Origin of the sequence: Bacillus sp. FJAT-25509, assembly GCF_001420605.1 — a bacterium.
In the GTDB taxonomy this organism is placed as follows: domain Bacteria; phylum Bacillota; class Bacilli; order Bacillales; family Bacillaceae_G; genus Gottfriedia.
Genome location: NZ_LJIZ01000007.1, coordinates 87,411 through 110,620 on the forward strand (window position 1 = coordinate 87,411; position 23,210 = coordinate 110,620).

23 protein-coding genes and 1 pseudogene are annotated in these 23,210 nt (G+C 33.7%); 7 read left to right on the plus strand and 17 right to left on the minus strand.

The annotated features are described in order from the left end of the window. Nucleotides 1–151: 151 nt before the first annotated feature. On the minus strand, nt 152–940 hold the full coding sequence (locus AN960_RS05010; protein WP_056467766.1) for an SDR family NAD(P)-dependent oxidoreductase: 789 nt from the start codon (nt 938–940) through the stop codon (nt 152–154). 144 nt (nt 941–1,084) lie between these two features. Between AN960_RS05010 and AN960_RS05015 the strand changes: the two genes are divergently transcribed. After that, on the plus strand, nt 1,085–1,990 hold the full coding sequence (locus AN960_RS05015) for a LysR family transcriptional regulator (RefSeq protein ID WP_056467770.1): 906 nt from the start codon (nt 1,085–1,087) through the stop codon (nt 1,988–1,990). A gap of 64 nt (nt 1,991–2,054) precedes the next feature. On the opposite strand, the gene AN960_RS05020 is transcribed toward AN960_RS05015, so the two are convergent. Then, nucleotides 2,055–2,243, minus strand: a complete 189-nt coding sequence (locus AN960_RS05020) for a hypothetical protein (protein ID WP_056467773.1) — start codon at nt 2,241–2,243, stop codon at nt 2,055–2,057. A gap of 30 nt (nt 2,244–2,273) precedes the next feature. Beyond that, nucleotides 2,274–3,563, minus strand: coding sequence for an MFS transporter (locus AN960_RS05025; RefSeq protein WP_056467776.1), 1,290 nt, complete (start codon nt 3,561–3,563; stop codon nt 2,274–2,276). 447 nt (nt 3,564–4,010) lie between these two features. Between AN960_RS05025 and AN960_RS05030 the strand changes: the two genes are divergently transcribed. Continuing rightward, the gene (locus AN960_RS05030; protein ID WP_056467779.1) at nt 4,011–4,784 is read left to right on the plus strand and encodes an SDR family NAD(P)-dependent oxidoreductase; all 774 of its coding nucleotides are present in this window, start codon (nt 4,011–4,013) and stop codon (nt 4,782–4,784) included. Between the two features lie 92 nt (nt 4,785–4,876). Here AN960_RS05030 and lipP1 read toward each other — a convergent pair whose 3' ends face one another. From lipP1 to AN960_RS05055, 5 genes are all read right to left on the minus strand, one after another. Continuing rightward, nucleotides 4,877–5,827 (minus strand): LipP1 family hormone-sensitive lipase, encoded by a 951-nt coding sequence (gene lipP1, locus AN960_RS05035; protein WP_156339622.1) that lies wholly within the window; start codon nt 5,825–5,827, stop codon nt 4,877–4,879. Between the two features lie 147 nt (nt 5,828–5,974). Further along, on the minus strand, nt 5,975–6,973 hold the full coding sequence (locus tag AN960_RS05040; protein ID WP_056467782.1) for a TauD/TfdA family dioxygenase: 999 nt from the start codon (nt 6,971–6,973) through the stop codon (nt 5,975–5,977). 58 nt (nt 6,974–7,031) lie between these two features. Continuing rightward, nucleotides 7,032–8,360 carry an MFS transporter gene (locus tag AN960_RS05045; protein ID WP_286131592.1) on the minus strand — a complete coding sequence of 443 codons (1,329 nt, stop codon included), beginning with the start codon at nt 8,358–8,360 and terminating at the stop codon, nt 7,032–7,034. Between the two features lie 64 nt (nt 8,361–8,424). Further along, nucleotides 8,425–9,480, minus strand: coding sequence for a TauD/TfdA family dioxygenase (locus tag AN960_RS05050; RefSeq protein WP_056467785.1), 1,056 nt, complete (start codon nt 9,478–9,480; stop codon nt 8,425–8,427). A 33-nt stretch (nt 9,481–9,513) separates the two neighbouring features. Continuing rightward, a complete protein-coding gene (locus tag AN960_RS05055; protein WP_056467788.1) occupies nt 9,514–11,028 on the minus strand; it encodes a long-chain-fatty-acid--CoA ligase in 1,515 nt (504 codons plus the stop codon). 452 nt (nt 11,029–11,480) lie between these two features. Here AN960_RS05055 and AN960_RS05060 point away from each other — a divergent pair, with 452 nt between their 5' ends. Beyond that, the gene (locus tag AN960_RS05060; RefSeq protein WP_216600066.1) at nt 11,481–12,449 is read left to right on the plus strand and encodes a putative sulfate exporter family transporter; all 969 of its coding nucleotides are present in this window, start codon (nt 11,481–11,483) and stop codon (nt 12,447–12,449) included. Between the two features lie 107 nt (nt 12,450–12,556). Here AN960_RS05060 and AN960_RS05065 read toward each other — a convergent pair whose 3' ends face one another. Continuing rightward, nucleotides 12,557–13,096 carry a DUF2179 domain-containing protein gene (locus tag AN960_RS05065; protein ID WP_056467793.1) on the minus strand — a complete coding sequence of 180 codons (540 nt, stop codon included), beginning with the start codon at nt 13,094–13,096 and terminating at the stop codon, nt 12,557–12,559. Between the two features lie 439 nt (nt 13,097–13,535). Then, the gene (locus AN960_RS05070) at nt 13,536–14,159 is read right to left on the minus strand and encodes a TetR/AcrR family transcriptional regulator (RefSeq protein WP_056467796.1); all 624 of its coding nucleotides are present in this window, start codon (nt 14,157–14,159) and stop codon (nt 13,536–13,538) included. Between the two features lie 117 nt (nt 14,160–14,276). Between AN960_RS05070 and AN960_RS05075 the strand changes: the two genes are divergently transcribed. Then, nucleotides 14,277–16,517 (plus strand): MMPL family transporter, encoded by a 2,241-nt coding sequence (locus AN960_RS05075; protein WP_056467800.1) that lies wholly within the window; start codon nt 14,277–14,279, stop codon nt 16,515–16,517. A gap of 79 nt (nt 16,518–16,596) precedes the next feature. Here AN960_RS05075 and AN960_RS05080 read toward each other — a convergent pair whose 3' ends face one another. The 4 genes from AN960_RS05080 to AN960_RS05095 form a co-directional block, all read right to left on the minus strand. Then, a complete protein-coding gene (locus AN960_RS05080) occupies nt 16,597–16,899 on the minus strand; it encodes a hypothetical protein (protein WP_056467802.1) in 303 nt (100 codons plus the stop codon). A gap of 290 nt (nt 16,900–17,189) precedes the next feature. Further along, entirely contained in the window at nt 17,190–17,600 is a 411-nt protein-coding gene (locus AN960_RS05085; protein WP_429898946.1) for a GNAT family N-acetyltransferase, read from the minus strand. A 77-nt stretch (nt 17,601–17,677) separates the two neighbouring features. Continuing rightward, nucleotides 17,678–18,196 (minus strand): spermidine/spermine N(1)-acetyltransferase, encoded by a 519-nt coding sequence (gene paiA, locus AN960_RS05090; RefSeq protein ID WP_056467886.1) that lies wholly within the window; start codon nt 18,194–18,196, stop codon nt 17,678–17,680. A 25-nt stretch (nt 18,197–18,221) separates the two neighbouring features. Next, nucleotides 18,222–18,674, minus strand: a complete 453-nt coding sequence (locus AN960_RS05095; RefSeq protein WP_056467804.1) for a MarR family winged helix-turn-helix transcriptional regulator — start codon at nt 18,672–18,674, stop codon at nt 18,222–18,224. A 127-nt stretch (nt 18,675–18,801) separates the two neighbouring features. Between AN960_RS05095 and AN960_RS05100 the strand changes: the two genes are divergently transcribed. From AN960_RS05100 to AN960_RS05110, 3 genes are read left to right on the plus strand one after another with little or no spacing between them, the layout of a single operon-like run. After that, on the plus strand, nt 18,802–19,239 hold the full coding sequence (locus tag AN960_RS05100) for a GNAT family N-acetyltransferase (RefSeq protein WP_056467892.1): 438 nt from the start codon (nt 18,802–18,804) through the stop codon (nt 19,237–19,239). 17 nt (nt 19,240–19,256) lie between these two features. Next, nucleotides 19,257–19,901 (plus strand): YczE/YyaS/YitT family protein, encoded by a 645-nt coding sequence (locus tag AN960_RS05105; RefSeq protein ID WP_056467896.1) that lies wholly within the window; start codon nt 19,257–19,259, stop codon nt 19,899–19,901. Nucleotides 19,902–19,958: 57 nt separating this feature from the next. Then, entirely contained in the window at nt 19,959–20,093 is a 135-nt protein-coding gene (locus AN960_RS05110) for a hypothetical protein (protein ID WP_056467807.1), read from the plus strand. Between the two features lie 66 nt (nt 20,094–20,159). Here the strand turns inward: AN960_RS05110 and AN960_RS05115 are convergent, their stop codons facing one another. From AN960_RS05115 to AN960_RS05125, 3 genes and pseudogenes are all read right to left on the minus strand, one after another. Then, nucleotides 20,160–20,936, minus strand: a complete 777-nt coding sequence (locus AN960_RS05115) for a putative protein N(5)-glutamine methyltransferase (RefSeq protein WP_056467897.1) — start codon at nt 20,934–20,936, stop codon at nt 20,160–20,162. A 200-nt stretch (nt 20,937–21,136) separates the two neighbouring features. Continuing rightward, nucleotides 21,137–21,549 (minus strand): annotated as a pseudogene (locus tag AN960_RS05120) (SRPBCC family protein). Nucleotides 21,550–21,564: 15 nt separating this feature from the next. Then, nucleotides 21,565–22,803 (minus strand): helix-turn-helix domain-containing protein, encoded by a 1,239-nt coding sequence (locus AN960_RS05125; RefSeq protein ID WP_056467810.1) that lies wholly within the window; start codon nt 22,801–22,803, stop codon nt 21,565–21,567. Nucleotides 22,804–23,210: the final 407 nt, after the last annotated feature.

A 23,210-nucleotide genomic window follows, 5' to 3' on the forward strand; every position in this document is an offset into this window, starting at 1 on the left:
TATAGTAGTCCCTTACATCGGTAAGAGCACTTTAAACTACTTCGAATTCGTTATTATCAGTATATTTGTAATTTTCTGTAAAGTAAAATTAGTATTTTTAACTTGTATTTAAGTTTCACTAATTTACATCACTAATTTATTGTGATGAAATTTACTTAGCACCAAGGCCTCCATCAAGAACTAGTATTTGTCCTGTACAATAATTAGATGCTGCTGAAGCAAAGTAAAGAGTAGCACCTACTAAATCATGATCACTACCTAATCTTCTAAGTGGAACTTGAGTAGCAATAAATGGACCTGCTTTATGTACAAGCGTTCCTGGTATTTCTGGATTATTCATTCCTGTAGTGAAAACTCCTGGAGCTATTGAGTTTACATTAACACCATGGCGCCCCCACTTAACTGCTAAGTCTTTCGTTAAAGTCATAACGGCACCCTTACTTGTTGTATAACCAACAGAATCTACAGCTTCAGGGTCAACACCTTTAAACCCTATACTAGAAGAAATATTAATGATTTTGCCATATTCGTTATTAATCATATGTTTACCAACTGCCTGACACATTAAAAACGTTCCTGTCACATTCGTATCAAGCATAGATTGCCATTGTTCTAAAGGCATTTCTGCAGCTGGCGTTTCATAAACAGTTCCACTACTATTTACTAAAATTTCGATGCTACCAAATTGGGAAATAGCTTGTTCTAATCCCTTTTCAATTGATTTCGGACTAGTCACATCCAATGATATGGCTAACGCACGTCTGCCTAATGCCTCTATTTCTTTTACAACTTCTTCGCAGACTTCTAAACGTCTAGAACAAACTACTACATTTGCCCCTGCTTCTGCTAAAGCTATTGCCATTACACGTCCCAACCCACTTCCGCCTCCTGTAACAATCGCCGTCTTTCCTGTTAAATCAAATAATTGTGTTAATGACATTTTACTTTCCCTCCTAAAATTAAGAATATTCTAATTTTTGAAAATCTTATTGATATTGATTATACATATAAATTATAATGAAAAAAAATTAAAGATTTTAATGTGTAAGTTAGTAACACTAATATTCAAAAAAAGGGGACAACCATGAATATTGAACAATTAATTTATATTGTTGAAGTCGCAAAATACAGTTCCTTGTCAGTAGCTGCTCAAAATCTACATGTGACTCAATCAACAATTAGCCAGTCTATAACAAACTTAGAAAAGGAGCTAGAAATTAAAGTATTTAAACGTTCGCGGGGACATGGGGCTGTACCAACTGATGAAGGCAGAGTCATTTTAAAGCTGGCCTATGAAGTTCAAAAAAAACTTGAAGAAATAAAAGAAGCAGCTAACTTATTTAACTCTACCGAGGTGGGTGAGCTTAGTATTTCTTCTTTACCGGGTTTAATGACATTTCTCGTTAAAGCAATCTCTACATTTAGCCATGATTATCCTCATGTAAATCTGGAGGTTACTGAAAAAAGCGGTACATCGGTAATAGATGATGTTAAACAGCATAAGACTGATTTTGGCCTAATTACATATTCAAGTGATTTAGGAGTAAATATGGAAGGGATCGCTTTTGAAGCACTGCTTGATGGAAAGCAAAAAGTATACGTTTCTAAGCATTCTCCTTTAGCTATTCTTGGTACTGTAACCCCTGAAGACATTCTTGATCAAACGCTCGTCATATATAAAGGCGAATTAATGCAATATTTTGTTCAAGATTTTTTTGTCAAATATAAGCCTATGAAAATTCTATTTACAACAAATAATATGGCTGGACTTCTCCAAGCCGTAGATGAGAATTTGGCAATTACATTTGCCCCTGATTTTGTCATGCAAAATTATCCATCGGTCATTAATGGTGATATTATTCCACTCGATTTAGTGAACCATAATACTGTTAACATTTCTTTAGGGTTAGTTCGATCAGAAGATAAACATTTATCTACATATGCTAATAAATATATTAATTTTCTAAAATCGGAAATTATTAATAGCTAAAAAGGAGAAGCAATTGCGTTCAAAATGGACGCGAAAGCTTCTCCTTTTTATTCGAATCTATTAGTTATCTCGAACTAATATTTTGCTCAGTTTTGACTTCTGGTTCGATATCGATATGGTCATCAGCGTAAGTTTCAGTTATTTTATCCTGGCAACTCCAGCAGTTACTACGATTTCTCTCCATAATGGATAATTCTTCATGACATTCAACGCAACAATCGATTCCATCAAAGGCTTTCTTATTTTTACACATACTCTTTCCTCCTCGATTAAATCAAACTTTTTATAAAATGACTTGTTCTTCTAATGCGATCGTAATATTTGTTTGCTTTACAGGACGTACAGTGATCCAAAATAATAATCCAAAAACAAACATAACTAATGAGGTCACCAAAAATCCGTAACCATATCCAGCTGACTCACTGCCTGCATTTCCAATAAAATTACCGAATATAACAGGAGCAATAATACTCGTTGAACTAGATATAGCAACATATGTCCCTTGAGCCTTTCCAATGTTTTTTGGTGAAAAAAACTCCATTAACATTGCTGGCGCAAGTGAAAGTATGACAATCGCAAAACCAGGTGCAAGGATGAAGAATATGATGGAAATCAAACTTGAATTTGCGACGCTTCCAATGTATAAACAAATAGCTGATAACATCATTGAAATTCCTGCAAGATTTATTCTTGCTCTTCGAATATCTTGTGTTTTGCGGTAAATGCGGTCTGATATTAAAGCAAATGCAATTTGGCAAATAGCCGCAAAGAGAAAAGGTAAAGATACTGCCATTTTTAATGTTTTACCATCAAAATGTTGAACCTTCGAAAAGTAGGCAGGAAACCAAACAGCTTGAACAGATAATAGCCAATATGCACAACCTGCGCAAATAGCAGTGAAAATAAAATTTCTAGAAAAAATATAAGGAAAAAACTGCTTCCATGAAACCTTATTTGGGATTATTGTGTTTTTAACCTCTTGTTCATATGTAGAGAATCCGATATCTTTTGGGCTTTCTTTTCCAAAAATCATCCATAAAAGTAGAACAATACATCCGACTGTACCCATTGCTACAAATGCGGCTCTCCAACTATATTGATTAATTAGTGAGATTAATAGTGGAGAGGCGATTGCAGGTCCGATGGTAGCTCCAAAGAGCACCGCTCCAAAACCAATACCATGTCTATGTTTAGGAAACCATTTTCCAATGATTGAAGTTGAAATAGAAATAGCTGGTCCTTCCCCTGCTCCTAATAGCATTCTTGAAAACATTAATAGAGATAAACTAGATACAAAAGGTGTTGTAAATTGAACGATTAACCATATTAACATAATCCAAGTAAACATCTTTTTCGTATTTTTAGAATCAGCCATGCCACCAAGAATAAAAGAAGAGATCGTAAAGAACCAAAAAAACGAGCTTCCAACTAATCCCCATTGCGATGGACTTAAATGTAATTCTTTCATTATCGGAACTGAAACTAAACCTATGATGATTTTATCAACCTGATTGACCATGCCAGAAGCAACTAGAATTAATAAAATAATCCAAGAATATTTTGGTGTGTTCAAAAAAATCTCCCTTTCTTTCCTTCTAATTATTGAACATCTCTAAAAAGCAACCTGTTTTTAACCAAAATTAGCAATTCTCCCTTTCTAGTAAAGCGCTTACAAAATTTACTAACCAAATTACAAAGATACCCTTTCCCCCTTTATTTACATCGATTCATTTCATAGCTTTAATTACATCCAAATATTCTTTTTATTTATTATATTCATAATTTTCAGTTAAATAAAATTAAACATTTTAACTTACATATAAATACTACTAATATATGCAATATGTTCCATTTTGCATATAGGATTTTACCACCACAATATATTAGCACAACTGAATTACAAATTAAAATCTTTAATTTTATATAAATACTATTTATATGTAGAATTAGGATAGTAATGTGTAAATACTATATCATTCAATTTTTTATAGTACGATCGAATCGAAACGGAGGCTGAACAATGGATTTAAAATTAGCAGGAAAAAAAGCACTTATTGTTGGAGGTAGTCGAGGTATTGGTAAAGCTGTTGCCCGCCAACTAGCTCTTGAAGGTGTAGATTGTACGATTTGTTCAAGAAATGAATCCACGCTAAAGATGACTGCAGAGGAACTAGCAAAAGAAACTAATCGAAATATTTATCCAATCGTAGCTGACACTACCGATCCAGACTCCATCTTAAATCTAGTAGAAAAATCAGCAGCAGTAATGGGAAGTATAGATATCCTAATTAATAGTGGAGCCCGTGTTGGTGGACATGAGCCTGAGGACTTTAATAGTATTAAAGAAGAACTTATTATAAAGGATTTTGAAGAAAAATATATGGGTTATTTTCGAAGTATTAGAGCCGTTGCACCATATATGATTGAAAACAACTGGGGACGAATTATCAATATTAGTGGACTAGCTGCTAGGATTGGCGGTAATTACTTTAGCTCTGGTCCTCGTAACGCATCTGTCGTTCATTTAACAAAATCCGCATCAATGGAATTAGGAAAGCATGGAATTAACGTCAATGCAATTTATCCTGGAATTGTTGATACCGAAACTTTTAGAGACAAAGTAACGAATGAGGAAGCAATTCAACAAGTTAAATCACTAAATTCTCTAGGTCGCCTGATTACTCCAGAGGAGATTGCTTACGTCGTTACGTTCCTAGCATCACCTTTATCAGCATCAATTACTGGAGAAGTAATACCGGTAACTGGTGGTATCGGAAATACCGTTTATTTCTAATATACTTATTTGAGTTAATAGTTCAAAGTAATAGAGCCTCACTATTTTTGAGGCTCTTTAAGTGTGTAGACAAATTCCAAAAAACTTGATTATCAGACTGATTGTAAGCGTTTGTCAAAGGCAGAGCGTATAAATTTATCAATCTTAGAAACTGTCGATTCAATATTTTTCGAAAAAATTGCCATATGTGCAAAATAGCCGTGGATCATTCCAGGTTCACATGCATATTCAACTTGTACTCCAAACTTTTTCAACCGATTGGCATAGGCTACCCCTTCATCCCGTAGTACATCATTTTCCGCTGTAATAATTAATGCTTGCGGAAGACCACTTAAATCTTTTGCTATTAACGGAGAAGCGTACTCATCCGACTTGTCCTCTTCATTTCTTAAATAATGAGTTCGGAACCAAATTAGCTGTTCTCGATCTAAACCAAATCCTTTTGCAAACATTTGATGTGATTCTGTATTAAACTCAAGATTTGTTGGGGGATAGATTAAAACTTGTCCAGAAATGCTAGGACCCTTTCTGTCTCTTGCAATCATTGTAACGACTGTAGCAAGATTTCCCCCTACACTATCTCCACCAACGATCAATCTAGAGACATCCCCATTAAAGGAAATACCATTTTCATAAACCCACTCCAAAGCAGAAAATGCATCTTCCACTGCTGTTGGAAACTTATATTCTGGTGCAAGGCGATAATTTACTGATACAACAATGCTCTTTGTTCTATTAGCAATTAAGCGACAGCTTGCGTCCGTTGATTCAATATCCCCGAGAACCCATCCACCACCATGGTAGTATATGAATATTGGAAAGGGCCCCTGACCTTCTGGCATGTAAACTCGGCAATTAATTTCTTCATGACTACTTACTGGAATCATAAAGTCCTCTACTTTTGATAATCCTTCTAAATTTACAAGGGGTCGTGGTGACTTTGATAGCATTTCTCTTACAATTTTGGGTTCCAGTTCATGAATTGGTGGCATCTGTTTTAGTGCACTTAAAAACTTCTCTGCCTGCCGATCTAATTTTGCCAAACAATATCAGCCTCTCTCGTTTTAATTTTCATTACCTAAACTTTTATCTAGACAATTAGTCAATCTAAATGATAAATGGTGATCTTATTCACGTTTTTCCTTGAATAAAATCACCAATTACTTATAAGCTTATTTTCCACTAGTTCTTTAGCTATTTATAGGTGCACCACCAATATAAAACTCAAAACCTGGAGCAATTTTACGACCATTTGGCATCATTAGCCATAATCTTAATAAATGACGTTTTTTATCCTCTTCCTCGAAATCTTCAAAATGAGTACGTGAATGGAAAACAGTATAATTATTAACGAATTGCATGTCACCTGGTTCCATCATCATATCGATATGGAAGTTTTTATCATGAGTAAGAGAATCAATAAAATCAAATGCTTCAATTTCCTCTTCTGTCAAAAAGATACCTGTTTTCGTTTGTGCTGATTGAACATACTGGCGAATATATCTGCAGCTTAATTTACCACCGAAATAGCTAAAGATTGGTGATTGAACGACAGGTGATTGACCTGGCGTTTCCTCTCCACGAAGGTCATGGGCAAATGAACGATAGAGAATTTCAAGATATTCTGGGTGTTTTTCCAGAATTTCATTATAGATCGACATTGCACTTGCGATACTACTTAAACCACCAGATTTAGCTTTACGAAGACATAGTAATCCAACCACATCAGCAAGATCCGTATGATAATCAAGATGTACATTCGTTTGGTAACCACGTACTTTTGTATTATCATTAAAGTCCTTGCCTACATTTTTAATATGACCTAGGAGTTCACCATTTTTACTTTGAATGATTGGCAGTCCCAAATGGAGTCCAAGCCCCCAGTAAATGATACTTGCTTCTTCATCGGAATATCGCTCCATTGGCAATCCACGTATTAAAAGAAAACCTCTTCCATTCTCTAATTCGTCAACAAAGTACTTTATTTCGTCAGCTAGATCAGGAATTGGAAAATCTTCCTTTTTAAAATCAGGTGCTTTTAAACCCCTTTGTTGAACACATAATGCGGCCTTCTCAAGCACAGCAATAGTCGTGTCAGTTAAAAAATAAATCCATGATTCATCTTTAGCTAGATCAATACCTTTCCACGCAGATCGCCCTTGAATTTTTTCATTTAAAATGGTTGACATTAAAACTCCTCCTTCGAAAATGAAGATTACTAATTTAATAGTCAAATAGTTAAAACGTTTATTTGTAACTCATACTACTCATTTGCTCCCCCGACTCATTTATTGCGTTTCTTTGATTTGCGGGATGTACACCAAGCCAAAATACGATTCCTATAATTAACATTCCTAATGAAGAAAAGCCAAATGCGTAATTATAACCAATTGCTTGGGTTAGCGAATGTTGGATAAAGTATCCGAAGACTAGTGGAGCAATAATACTAGATATACTTGCAAATGCAATGAATGCTCCCTGGGCTTTTCCAATGTTCTCGGGAGAAAAGAACTCCATCAATATAGCTGGAGCAAGTGAAAGAATTACATACGCAAAACCAGGTGCTAGTGTAAAGAAAACAATAGACATAGTAACTGAATTCACGGTTATCGCTAGATATAGACAAATAGCAGATAACATCATCATGAGACCCGCAAGATTAATACGGGCTTTACGAATATTGCCTGTTTTGCGGTAAAGACGATCAGATAGCATAGAAAATCCAATTTGGCAAAAAGCTGCAAAAAGAAAAGGCAATGATACCGCTAGTTTTAAAGTCTGAGGGTCAAACTGTTGAATTTTTGTAAAGTAAGACGGGAACCACACTGCCTGAATGGATAATAACCAATATGCACAACCACCGCACATAACAGTTAATAGAAAGCTTTTAGAAAATAGGTGTGGAAAAAACTGTCGCATTGAAACCTTAGGAATGCTAGAAGACTGGCTCTTTGATTGATGAATAGCTGATAGTCCAATTTCTGTTGGGTTCTCTTTACCGAAAATTAACCACAAAACTAACACACTCAGTCCAAGAACACCCATCACTAAAAATGCCGATTTCCATCCATGTTTATCAATTAATGATATTAATAATGGAGAAGCAATTGCCGAACCCCCGGTCGTTCCTAAAAGAACCGCACCAAAACCTATACCATGCCTATGTTTTGGGAACCATTTTCCCATGATTGCCGTAGAAAGAGCTGGGGCTGGTCCTTCGCCCAATCCTAAAAACATTCTTGTTATCAAAAGCAAAGTTAAGCTAGAAGCAAAAGGAGTTGCAAACTGAACAATTAGCCAAACTAATGACAGCCATGACAACATTTTTTTCGTATTTTTCGAATCAGCCATTCCTCCGAGTATCATTGAGGAAAATGTAAAAAACCAAAAAAATGAACTTCCTACAACTCCCCATTTTGTTGGACTTAAATGTAATTCTTTCATTAAGGGAACAGAAACCAAACCAATGATAATTTTATCGACTTGGTTGATCATACCGGTAAGAACTAGAAATAATAAGATAACCCAGGCGTACTTTGGAGTTCTTGGCATATAAGTATATCCCTCACTTTTCACTATTTAAGGAACACCTTTTCTAAAAAAAGAAATGGTGTTCACACTCATTCTTACAGAAGTAAAATTACTTTAAAGTTTCAACTATTCCACCCGCAGTTTTATTACGAGCAGGTACACCGCCACGACCCGGTTTTCCAGTATTTTCGTCAAAAAACATTGCGAAATCCGGAGAAATTTCACGGCCATTAGGCATCGTGAGCCATAATCTTAATAAATGACGTTTTTGATCTAGTTCTTCGTAATCCTCGTATTGAGTTCGTGAATGAAGAACCGTATAATTATTTACAAATTGCATATCGCCTGGCTCCAGCATCATATTGAAATGTAAATTTTCATCATGAAGTAGAGAGTCCAGTAAATCTAATGCTTCGATTTCAACTTTTGATAACTCGATACCCGTTTTCGCTTGCGCTGATTCGATAAATAAACGAACATATCGGCAACTTAGTTTTCCATCATAGTAACTAAAAATTGGTGATGTAAATATTGGCGATTCTCCTGGCCCTTCTTCTCCACGGCGATCAAAGTTAAACGGACGACAAAGTATTCCTAAATATTCAGGGTTCTTCTCTAGAATCTCATTGTAAACTGCCATCGAGCTTATAATGCTACTTTCTCCCCCTGTTTTCCCTTTTCGTAGACTTAATAAACCTACTACATCAGAACCATCAGCGTGAAAAGGAAGATGCAGTTTCGTTTGGTAACCGCGAACGTTTGAATTTTCTAAACTAAGACCTTGATCTCTAACGTGCCCTAAAAGTTCACCATTAGCATTTTGTGATACTGGAGTACCCATATGAAGGCCAAGACCCCAATAAATGATGCTTGCTTCTTCATCTGTATATCTTTCAATCGGTAAACCTCGAATTAATAGAAATCCTCTTCCATTCTCAAGTTCTTCAACAAAGTAATCAATTTCATTTAAAAGATTTGGAACTTGGAAGTCTTCTTTGTTAAAATCGGGTGCTTTTAACCCCTTTTGTTTAACATGGGCTAGTGCATTTTCAAGCTCAACAATTGCTTCCTCAGATAAGTAATAAATCCAAGATTCATCCTTTGCTAGGTCTGTTCCTTTCCAAGCTACTGACCCTTTAACCTTTTCCTTTAAAATTGTTGACATAATGAATCCTCCCTTTATGAATGATTTATTTGTTTACTTTACTTCAGTCAATTCTCTTAACTCTCTTCGCAAAATCTTCCCTGTTGAATTCTTTGGTAGTTCTTTACAAAATTCTACATATTTAGGAACCTTGTATTTAACTAGCTTATCTTTACAAAATTGAATCATATCGTTCTCTGTGAACAGTTCATCTCTAACTACGACGTATGCTTTTACACTTTCTCCGTATTCTTTATTAGGTACGCCAATTACTGCTGCCTCTAAAACTGCGGGATGTTGATATAGTACTTCTTCCACTTCACGAGGATAAATATTGTATCCTCCAACAATAATCATGTCCTTCTTTCGGTCAACAATGTAGATGTATCCATCTTCGTCCATTGTTGCAAGATCACCAGTGTAAAACCACCCGTCTTTAAAAGTGGCCAATGTAGCTTCTAGCATCCCTAAATATCCCTTCATTACATTTGGCCCTTGTACAACTAATTCTCCAACCTCGCCTCTTGGCAATTCTTCTCCAAATTTATCTACTACTTTGCTTTGAACAGCAGGAATATTTCTACCGATTGAACCTGGTTTCCTAATTCCTTTTAACGGATTAATTGCAACAAGTGGCGCAGTTTCTGAAAGTCCATAACCCTCTAATATAGGTACGTTGAACTTACTTTCAAATTTTTGCAGAAGCTCTACTGGAATCGAAGCACCACCTGAAATACAAATACGAATGGATTTAAAATGCTCTGACGAAGCTTCAGGTAATTGATTGATAAAATTGTACATCGTAGGTACTCCTGCAAATATTGTGGCATTTCTTTTTTGGATGTTATTGACTACATCGACAGGACTGAATTTAGGCTGAATTAAAACTGTTGAGCCACAAGCAATCGATGCATTCAAACAAACTGTCATACAGAAAACATGAAACATTGGCAGAACAGCAACTACTCGGTCGTTTTCATCCATTTCAAGCAATTTTGATATAGAATCTGCATTCGATGCCAAATTTCGATGTGTTAATATTGCACCCTTTGGTTTGCCTGTAGTACCCGAAGTGTACAGAATAACTGCTAGATCTTCTTGATCAACGAATGGACTTTCACTTACACTTGCACTCGGTTTCATAAGGTGTTCCCATGTCCATTCCTGTTTCTCTGCTTCTGTATAAATGACTAAATTAAGATTAACCAACTGTTTCTTTAGTTCTGATAACGTTGGCCCAACGGATTCATGAGCAATAACCGCTTTTACTTGACTATTTTCCAATATGTAGCTGATTTCATCTTGGGTAAACAAAGGATTAATTGGAACAACAAATGCACCTAGTCGCAAAATTCCATAGTATGCAATGAGAAATTCTGGGCTATTTCCTAATAAAAGGGCAACTCCATCTCCTTTGCCGATTCCTTGTCCAGACATTCCAGCAGCAAATTGATTTACAAGCTGGTTTAATTCCCCATATGTTACACACTGATCACCAAACATATAAGCGATACTATCCGGGAAATTAATTGCGCTTCTATTTAAGATTTCGTATAAGTTATTACTCATTAATTGAATATTCCCCCTTTCAACCACTTGGAAGCGTTTTATAAATTAATTATTTTGAATATTAAAAATATTACTACACTAAGTATACTCATAAATAAAAATGAAATAAAATTAAAGATTTTAATTTGTATGTAAGTCTAACTAATATTAAGAACGTTGTTCATTATAATAAGGTCCCAATAAGACACACTTTATTGGATAGCTTTAAAATAAAAAAACAAAGCCTAAACTTGAAAAGGCTCTGTTTATTTTTAGTTAATCTATTTCTTCTTTTTCTATGTATCGCATTTCCTTATTATAACTATAATAATAATTTATTTTCCTTATGATAAATAATTCGATACGATAATAACATAGAACGCCACGAGGAGATGGACAAGATGGAACAAAAAGCAATAATTAATACAGAACCAGAGCAACAAAAAAAGCCAACTAAACAGTTAAATATATCGATGATCTACGGAGTAGCTTTTACATTCATCATAGCTGTTTTAGGTTTTCTGATGGCAAAGTTACCAGGGTTCGATCATGTTGGACCACTTGCATGTGCCATTTTACTTGCTTTAGTGTATAGACAATTTTTTGGTTATCCTGAAAAGTTGCGCGTAGGAATTCAATTTTCTTCAAAAAGACTTTTAAGATTTGCCATCATACTGTACGGATTAAAACTAAATATTATTGTCATTTTTAATGACGGTTTGCCTTTATTACTAAAAGGGGCTGGAACAATTATATTTTCGATTGTTGTTCTTTTACTTATAGCAAAATGGCTTAAAGCAGACTTTAATCTGTCCTTATTATTAAGTATTGGAACAGGCATTTGTGGCGCCGCTGCAATCGCTGCAGTATCTCCAATCATTAAATCTAAAGATGAAGACACAGCTATGGCCGTTGGTATCATAGCATTAGTTGGCACAATTTTTTCCATCATTTATACGCTAATCTATCCTTTATTACCGATTAGCCCAACTGAATATGGCGCTTGGGCTGGAATAAGTCTTCACGAGATTGCTCATGTTGCTTTAGCAGCTGCTCCTGCAGGTCAAGATGCTCTCGCTCATGCTTTGCTTGCCAAACTTTCTCGTGTTTTTCTATTAATTCCAGTTTGTTTTATCCTTTTATTCTGGATGAAAAAGAAAGGAAAATTAGATGGAGAAGCAAAATTGGAGTTTCCATGGTTTTTAATTGGATTTGTCATTATGAGTTTTGTAGGGAGCTACGTCCTTGGAAAAGAAGTTCCAGTATCTAAAAATTTCATGTCAGACATTGCTGCTTTTACATCATTTATCTTAACAATGTCTATGACTGGCTTAGGATTAAATATTAACCTAAAAGAATTACGTACAAAATCATTACGCCCTCTAATCGCCATAATCATTACATCAATTCTTCTATCTATCTTTACATTTATCTTGGTTTAAATAGATCCTTAATTGACAGCAAACTCACCGTTTAAATGATATTAAATAAAAAAATCAGAGAAACTTTACGTCAGTTTCTCTGATTTTTTTTAATTACTATATAATGTCTATAATACGTTTGATTTCTTATGTTTAGCTTTCTTCATTGCGTTTAATAAAAATCCACCCTTAAACCTTCTTGCTTCATATGAAATAATAAAGGCACTTGGTTCATACTGCTCAATAAGATCCATTAGTTCGGGTTCTCTATTACGTTTTGTCAATATATCTAAATGATATCGCTCGCTGTCCCTTCCTTCGCCTTGGAACACTGTCACTCCGAATCCTTCCTCGCGAAGTCGATTAATTAGCAGTTTATTTTTGTTCGTTAAATTAACTACTAGTGTCGTGTAGCCAATTGCTAAGCGGTTTTCTACGTAACTGCCAATTAGAATACCGATTCCAAATCCGACAGCATAAACAACCATTGATACAGTACTTTGGTCTCCGGAAAAAACAAGTGATAATCCAAATACATAAATAATTGCTTCTAAAAACCCAAAAAGCGCAGCAGACACACTCAATCCTTTTACTAGGAAAATAGTTCTCAATGTTAAGACAGGAACATAAATCAATTGCAATAATAAAATTAGTAAAATATCTTTCAATGTAGACACCTCAAAGTTTAAATTTTTGGACAGCAAATTTAGGTATATAATTTGTTTCATCCTAAGCCTTGCTTTTAAACTTTTTTTAAGGAATCAAAGTGAAAGCCTAGTAGAAAATTATTTGAATAATAAAGTTGAATTGATGCGTAAATAATGTGATTTTTTTGTATTATTTACCAGTTGTAGTACTTAATTCAACCTGTTCAGTTAAATTCCTGCTTATCTTTATGGAGATTAAATGATTACTGTAAAAAATAAAACGAACCTCTTATTCTAAGTCATTTACTCATGAAGCTGTTATCAGTATGTTCTTTTCATTTTCTTGCTATTTTACTTACTCATAAGCCTTCTTAGGAGTAAGTATAAGTTTTCCATCATCTCAATTTTGAATATGTTTTACACGCAAAAAAGAAGATCTACTCAAAAAGTAAATCTTCTTTTATTTATTGCCCATTATTCCATTCCAAAAGAAATCTATGATTTGTTCAGCCATTTCATCTATTGTAGAAAAAATTGAATTTTGATCTGTATCCTTAAAATTTCCAACTGATAAAATTGTAAGAAACAATTGGGTATAGAATTTTGAATTCCCTTCAGGTATTTCTCCATTCTCTATTGCCGTTGTCATTGCTTTTTCGATCACGTTATACATCATTTCTTCTGCCTTATTCATCTGTTGTAATTGCTCATCTGATAAAGAGACTTTCGCTTCTTTCGTAAAAGCTTTTAAATCAATTTCAAAAGTAGCTCTTAAATGGACTTTTACCATTTCGTTGAGATTTTCTTTTAAGGATTTATCTGTAGATAAAATCTCAGCAATTCGATCACTTATTCGAAGCATCATTTGAACCATTGCATCCGTAAAGAGATCTGCTTTTGTTGGATAATAATAATAAACCGTTGCTTTGGTCACACCACACTTCTTAGCCACGTCATCCATTGAAACTAATTGATAACCGTTTTGAAGAAACAATTGGATTGCATTTTCAACAATTGTTGTTTTTGTAGGCTTTTTTTTTGAATCCTGCGGTGGTCTTCCAAGAGGCCGTTTCATTTGTTCCATAAGCTTCTCTCCTAAACTTTTAATTCTCCTTCATTATATCATAATAAAAGTTCTTGAATAATTAACTAACCAGTATATATAATTAAGATAATAAATTTTACGTGAGGTGAATTCCATATGAAACATCACCCCTTTCATTCTTGGGGCAAATTTGTAAGTAGTAAACGTACGAGATGGATAACATTGTTGGTGTGGGTTTTATTAACGGTTGTATTATCGTTTACTTTTCCATCTGTAAACGAAGTAGAAAACAATGCTGCAGATAACTTACCTAAGCAATCCATGTCACAAAAAGCGGATCAGTTAATAAAAAAAGAATTTCCAAATGATTCCGGAAACCCTTTATTAATTGTTTGGAACCGTAAAGACGGACTAAATGAAGGTGATTACAAAGTCATTCAAACTGTTTATAAAGAACTTCGAAATAATCCATTAAAAAATCAATTAACATCACCGTCTTATGATTTAATGCCGATCCAGGCAATTAAACGTAGTACTTCTGAGGATGGTACAACAATTATTACGGCTGTCCTTTTTGATAAAAAAGCAGATGATAAAGTACTACAAAAAAATATCAACAAACTAGAAAAACAAATTAAAAATAATACTGGTGATGACCCAGTAAAACGAAAATTAACAGAATCTGGTCTAAAAGTCCGCTTTTCTGGACCGGTTGGTATTCAAACAGACGCTGTAAGTTTATTCTCACAAGCCGATGTTAAACTTTTATTATCAACTGTATCACTTGTATTAGTTTTCTTAATCCTTCTCTATCGTTCACCAATTATGGCAATTGTCCCGTTAATAGTCGTTGGTTTCGCGTATGGAATCGTAAACCCATTATTAGGTTTTTTAGGTGATAAAGGTATTATTACGGTGGATTCTCAAGCTGTTTCGATTATGACAGTTTTATTATTTGGTGCAGGAACTGATTATTGTTTATTTTTAATATCTAGATATCGTGAATATTTACTTGTTGAAGAAAACAAATATAAAGCACTTCAGCTCGCAATCAAAGAATCTAGTGGGGCCATTTCGATGAGTGCTTTAACGGTCGTTATTGGATTAGGTACACTCTTATTATCTCAATATGGTGCTTTCCATCGTTTCGCAGTACCATTTAGTTTGGCAGTCCTTATTATGGGTATTGCTGCGATCACAATTCTACCTGCCCTACTTTCTATATTTGGTAGAGTTTCATTTTTTCCTTTTATCCCAAGAACAGAGGAAATGGAAGCATTAAGAGCTAAGAAAAAAGGAAAATCAATTAAGAAAACAAAAATCAAAGTAACATTTAATCAAAAAATAGGAAAACTAGTTACTCATAAACCTTGGACAATTATTCTAGTCTCTATCATACTCTTAGGAGGGCTAGCTCTATTTGTACCTCGAGTACAATACACATACGATTTACTTCAATCATTTCCTAAAGATATGCCTTCAAGAGAAGGTTTTGATTTAATATCTGACCATTATTCATCAGGTTTATTAGCACCTGTTAAAGTAATAGTCGATACAGAAAATAAAAATATTCCTGTAAAAAAAGAATTAGAATCACTTTCATTCGTAAAAGATGTTTCTGACCCTATTACAGGTAAAGATAATAAAAAGTTACAATTATATGAAGTTTCTTTAGTCGATAATCCATATTCGATTAAAGGATTAGAGCGAATACCTCAACTAGAAAAGAAAATTAAGAAACTATTGAACGAAAATGATATACAAAAAGTAAATAAGCATTACTGGATTGGTGGAGAAACAGTTACGAATTTAGATACAAAAAATATAACTGAGCGTGATGAATCCATTATCATTCCGGTAATGATTGGATTAATTGCATTATTACTGTTATCTTATTTACGTTCCTTAACAGCGATGATTTACTTAATTCTAACCGTCATATTATCTTATCTTTCAGCATTAGGTGCTGGTTGGTTAATTCTTCACTACGGATTTGGGGCTAGCGCGATACAAGGTTCGATTCCTTTATATTCCTTTGTATTTTTAGTAGCATTAGGTGAAGATTACAATATATTCATGGTTTCCGAAATATGGAAAAATAAAAAGAAACAAACTCATCGCGAAGCAATTTCAAATGGAGTCGCAAAAACTGGGGCTGTTATTTCATCTGCTGGATTAATCTTAGCCGGTACATTCCTAGTGTTAGCAACACTACCAATTCAAGTATTAGTACAATTTGGTATAGTTACTTGTGTTGGCGTATTAATTGATACATTCATCGTTCGTCCACTTTTAGTTCCAGCAATTACTACAGTTTTAGGTAGATTTGCATATTGGCCAGGTGAACTTTCGAAAAAGGATTATGGATCAAAGCAAGAAATGCAAATAGAAAAATAAACATAATAAAAAACACCACAATGCATGATATACGGACATGATGCGTTGTGGTGTTTTTCATTGATACACTCTTTGTAAATTACTTATTCGTTTGATTAAGCTGTTTCATCATCAGATTAATCAATAGATATAGGCCGTATATCCCTAAGTAAGAACCAGAAATTAAAAAATAAATATTAAGAAATACAGCATGAATACTTGTCATAAAAACAACATCATGTTTTATAATTTCATAAATTGATATTGCTGAAATACCCCCAAAAACAACATAAGAAATGATGGCGATCAAATTAAAGATTGTGTTAAATATTCGATTAAATCTAGCTAATCCATTCATAATAATAGGAAAAAAAATAATTGAACAAAATATTAAAGTTTTCAAGTTGTTTACTTACTCCATTTTATTATTGAATTATGTTAATTTTATTCTTTACCAATTTATATTAACTATCCAAATTGACCGCTCTTTTCATTCCACTTTAAAAAACACCAAAAAGCTTGGTGACTAATCAAGCTTTTTTGGTAACCGTATGAAAAAGGGGTGGGGAATTATACATAAGGTCTTATGACAGCATTAATCAATACCGGGGTTATTTGTATTGAATGTTATCATGCATTAAATGATAATGATTATCAATATCATTGTCAACATTTTTAAGTATATTATATCTACTATAAATAATTCTCCATAATAACGTAGTCTTTACCATCTTTGATAAAACTAGTATTGGTTTCTTCCAAACCAAATTTTTTATAAAAATTCACTTTATTCTTCCTAGCATTACACCAAATTTTCCTCACGTTATAATTCTGAACTTCGTTTATAACGTAATCTAACAGTGTACTCCCATACCCTTTACCTTGTTCTTGTTGAAGAGTTGCAAATTTACGGAACTGACATTCTCCGTTGATTATAAAAATAGAAATGACTGAAATTAGAGTAAATCCTTTAAAAAGGCCATAATGTTCCCCTAAATCATCATCTTTCAATTTTATATAATCAAAAGGCTGATCTGGCCACATAACTTTATGCCTTAATTCCCAAACATCTTCCTTATTTACCTGTCTAATCGCAATTTCCATCGTTCTCTCCTTTGTGTCTTTATCTTAAATCTTTAAATGAGAGATTTTTTACATGTGAACAATAACAAAAAAACTTTTTATACAAGTGTTTTAATCATGATAAAGTCTATTTGTTCTTCATCACCCATATAAAATGAGTGCGACCCAGTGTGAACAAAACCCATTTTTTTATAAAATGCGATAGCATTTTCGTTTTTTTCCCATACGCCTAGCCAGATTTTCTTTTTATTAAGTTCATCTGCAATTTCTATGGCCTTATTAAACAGAACTTTACCAAGCCCGTGTTTTTGAAATTCCTTCTTTATATAAATCCTCTCAATTTCAAGTGATTCATCACCCATTACTTCAGATTGGGCATCATCTATATTGACCTTTAAATATCCAGCGACCGCTTGATTAAAATAAATGAAAAAGAATTGCGAAGATTCATTTAACAATTCTTCTTCTATTTGATTTAAATTAAACGCTCTTTCTAAATAAGCATTCATATTTTCTAATGTATTTTGATCCTTAAATGTCTCATTAAACGTTTCATAACCGATTTGTTGAAGTTTGTGCGAATCTTTAGAGCTACATTTTGTTATATTAATCGTCATATTCATACGTCTCTCCTCTATCTAATTAATAATTTCTCTTATTTCCCTTTTTTACAAATTCCCAGTCTTTTTCTACATTTTTTCTTACCTTTTGAAGAAGATTAAAAATGGTTTCAACTTCTCTTTCGGACAGCCCCTCTAGTGCAACGATATTAGAATAATCGTTTTCTCTTTTAATAAAAGGATAAACACTTTCCCCTTTTTCTGTAGCAAAGAGTTTTTTTATTTTTTTGTTCCCTTTATCCTCTTTCTTTTCAATAAATCCATTCATTTCAAGTTTTTTTATAGCACGCGCTGCTGTAGTTCGATCTACTTTTATCATCTCAGCCAATTTTTCTTGAATGATTCCTGGATTTTCAACTATTCGCACTAGATATAAATACTGCCCTTTTGTAAGGTCATGCTCTTTAAATTCAATATTACTGATCGAATCTAGTGCCCTTGCGATCATTCCAATTTCACGAAGAATTTCCTTCATAATGAACTCCTTAGTATTAATTTTGTTGTAAATGCAATAAAAATGGTATATATTGAATTTAACTTATTTATGTTGCATTTGCAATAAAACAACAAAAAAATTTAATGAAAAGGGACTGATAAAAATGATGAATACAAAAAAAGTAACGAATGAAGACGAGCTAAAAATAGCATTTGCAATAAGGAAAGATATATTTGTGAAAGAACAAGGAGTACCTCTAGAAGATGAATTTGATCAATATGATAATTTAAATGGAGATTGCGAACACATATTAGTTCATTACAATGAACAACCAGTCGGAACAGGAAGAATTAGGTTTGTTGAGGGCGTAGGTAAATTAGAAAGAATCTGTATCCTTGAGTCTTTCCGAAAATTTGGTCTAGGCAAAAACATTATTAAAGCTTTAGAAGAAATCGCGGAAGAGCAAGGAACTTCGAAAGTAAAATTGCATGGCCAAACACATGCAGAAGGTTTTTATAAAAAACTTGGTTATCAAACTTCCTCTGATGTCTTTATAGAAGACGGGATCCCTCATATTCTAATGCTAAAAGAAATAACTAAATGATAAAGCGATTAATTATAGTGAAATATGCTTTTTACGTAATAGGAATTTTAATATTAACTTTAGGTATTTCAATCAATATACAATCTAACCTGGGAACTTCACCTTTTGATGCGCTTTTAGTAGGGCTATCCAAAAATGTGGGGCTGACTGTCGGAAGTTGGGAAATCATCATTGCTTTACTACTAATATGTATAAATTCTTTTATAAAAAGACAAAGACCAGAATTTTTAGGATTAGTAACTGCCTTTATTACGGGTATCGGTATTGATATGTGGCTTTATTTACTACACAATTTAGTAACACCTGAAATTTGGTATAGCAAAACAGCTTGTTATAGTATCGGATTAGTTATTTCAGGACTCGGCACTGCAACCTATTTACACACAAACTTTGCACCGATTCCAGTAGACCGATTAACATTAATCCTCCAAGAATTAACTAAAACAAATATCTTTTTTTCGAAAACACTCATTTATCTCATTTTCTTAATAGCAGCATTCATTTCAAATGGGCCAATCGGCATTGGAACAATCCTAACCGTTTGCTTTGGTGGGTTAATACTTAATTTCTTTATGCCACTTACAAAAAAGTTATTAGACCGCATATTATCTCAACATAGTACATCTTCTAACTTTGAAAAAGAGAAAAATCTTTCTATATAGATGTACTAGCTCATAAATCTACTGTCTTCGGAAACACTATCCTTGGAGGTGAAGCACATGAGTAAAAAATCATCTGGAAGAGGACAAAAAGCCCCAAGTGTTAATCCACAAGGATACGGAAAAGACGTTGAATTTTCAACCGAGCCTCAAAGTGAACTACAAAATTTAGCAAAAAAGTCGAACAAAAAATAAACTTTGCTATTAAAAACAACCAGAATTACCCATAACGGGGCTATTCTGGTTGTTTTTTTACTTAATCTATAATGGGGATTTTGTACCAATTACGACTGTGGCGTCCAATTCAATATTGTGTTTTAATTCAGCTATTAGTCCATATTCAGTAAAGATTTCAGCTGTTTGAGGAGCCTGATTTTTGCTCGTTTCTATTAATAAATGCCCGCCTGAAGCTAACCAAATAGACGCATTTTCTGCCACTTTTCGATGAATATCATTTCCATCCATACCACCATCAAGTGCCACTTTCGGCTCATAAAGACGTGCCTCCTGTGGCAGCGACTTTATTGCCTCAGTTGGAACATATGGTGCGTTCGCCACTATAATATCAACATTCCCAAGTAAATGAGGTGGCAGTGGATTATAAAGGTCCCCTTCATAAACAAGACCACCTAGTTTAGAAACATTGAACTTGGCACACTGAACTGCAGTAGGATCAATATCGACCGCATACAACGTAACGAACCCCACTGCCTTCGAAATCGCTACACCCACTGCACCAGAACCACAACAAAGATCGACCACTTTGACACCAGGTACAGATAAATCAATAGCATTTTTAGCAAGAAACTCTGTCCGACGTCGGGGAACAAAGACACCTGGGACCACTGCAATCCTATTGCCATAAAAATCCGCCCAACCTAGGATATATTCTAATGGTGAGCCAGTTACTCGAAGATTTACCATTGTTAAAAGTTCTTCCAAAGTATCCGCTTCAGAAATGAGAAGCTGAGCCTCTTCTTCTGCAAAAACGCAACCGGCGTTTCGAAGTTGCTCGATTATATAGTCACTACTAGAAATTTCATTTTGCTTTATAATAATTACCACCCAATCTTTATAAAGTTTATTATTGGGAGTTCGTTATATAATCTAAAATACCTTCTTCAACTTGGATACTAGTAGTTGGAGATGGTCCTTGCTACGCGGTCTGTAAATATTTATTAAAAAAAAACAGAATAACTCTCTATAGAGATCAATTCGTTTTTTAAACACTTATTAGTTTAAGACATACTTGCCAGATGTTCCCCAAGACGATCCATTGTCTGTTCAGCACCTGAACGGCATATGTTTTTACCTTATCAAATACAGTAACATCTTATTCAAATCGTGAACTATATGTAAGTTTAGTCTTACCATCAAGCTCTTCAAAGATTGCTGTCGCTAGAAAATGAGAAAACACATCATGTTTGAAGACGATTCTCTCCAGTTGAACGACTTCGACTATGATATTAGTGTTTGGAAAATCAACGCCATCAGGACTGTTCATGATAAACTCCCATATACCTCCAGGTTTCATCTCAAACTTTTTAAAAGTCTACGTAAATCCATTAGGTCTCCACCACTTTGATAAGTGCTCCTCATTCGTCCAAGCTTCAAACACAAGCTCACGTGGAGCATCTAGTACCGAGGCCAATTTAAGAAATTAAATTCAACTTAAAATTCGTATATATTTTTCTTCTAATTCATCACTCAAAAAATCTCGATAATGCCAGATTGCTAATAAACATTTTTGGAATCTCCCATGACTCTCCGAATTTTTGACCTTTAACGCTACGTTTAATATTTCATCAAGACCTTCGTTTATTTTATCTTCTTCACATTTTAACAATCCTAGTGCATAACAGTAATCTAAATAAAGATGCTGTTTAAATAGATCAGTTGAGTTGCCCATTTCAACGATTTGATCTTCATACTTTTCAATAAAGTTTTCAGCATCTTCTAGTCTACCTAACTTAACATAGCTTTCTATAATTCTTGGAATTCCTACATAAAAGTCATCTCGATTTAAAAGCCAATTAATATATGAATCAACAACATGTAGATTGCCAAAATCTATGTGCGCGACAAATCGGTTTCCAACAGCAATATCCGCATAATACGTATTAATTTTTTCATATTTTTCAATTAGGTTTAAAATATCATCCAAATTGCCACCTAATCTTGTTAGTGCAAATGCCTGATACATTAATGCTCGTCCTATATGCTCTTTAATTTTAGCCATTCTTTCTAATCGTTTAGCATAATGTAAAACCTCATCCCAATTTTTTAACATATAGTAAGTAGCTGTAATCCATAAGATTGTTAATTCCTGAAACTTAGGCGGCATATAGGAAATGTACTCAATAATTCGAACTAAAACTAAACTTCCCTCACTCGTTAGACGAGTCATATAAAATTTTCGGAAATAACTAATTGCTACTTCTTCAGTTCCTGAATTGGGCATGTGCTCAATGATTATTTCGTACAAAGGTAGTGCTTCTTTTTCCTTTCCTTCTAAAAACAACTGCTCTGCAATATGGAATAAATTTTGAAAGTATTTAGAACGGATTGCTTTTGATTTTTCCTCAATCATTACTGATAAAATAAAGTTTAATTCCGTCTTAAAACCATTCTTGGCACATTCATAGATAAAGGCATCACTTCTCCTTTTATCTAATAAATTTCTCTCATTAAAACATAGTTTCGCATATCCTTTGTAAAAGAATCCTTTAGGTAGTTGAAAAGCCTCAGTTATTGCATCCAAGTAATGCAATGATAGTGGTTTTTTATTATTAAAGATTCTACTCATATCGCTATAATGGATATCTGCTTTTCTTGCTAACTCTTTAAGATTCCATTTATTTACCTTCATCAGCTTGTTAAACTCGTAAAGTAGAAAATCATTCATGTTGCACCCCCACCTAATTTTTAAAATTTCTCTCTATATGAAAAGCAAAAATGCCATAAACCACTTTATCTATGGCTTACAGCATCTAATTATTGTTAACTGGAATGAAATATATTGAAGTACTAAGATGCTGTCTAACTACACGAGGTTATGATTTTGTAGTTTATCTTTAAAATGATTGTCTCTTTGTTCAGTTCAAATTATGAATTGAACCCAGTTATTATTATCATGCAATTTTAAATACCGAAAATAAACTTAAAAATATTATTATAGAATACAAATTATGTGCATCTTTATTTTTGATTTGGCTATAAAACAATCACTTTTAATCTATATACCATTATTCAAAAATTTCAGAAAACAAAACCGATTCCTACCTTATTATTGTATACACTATATTTTAGTTA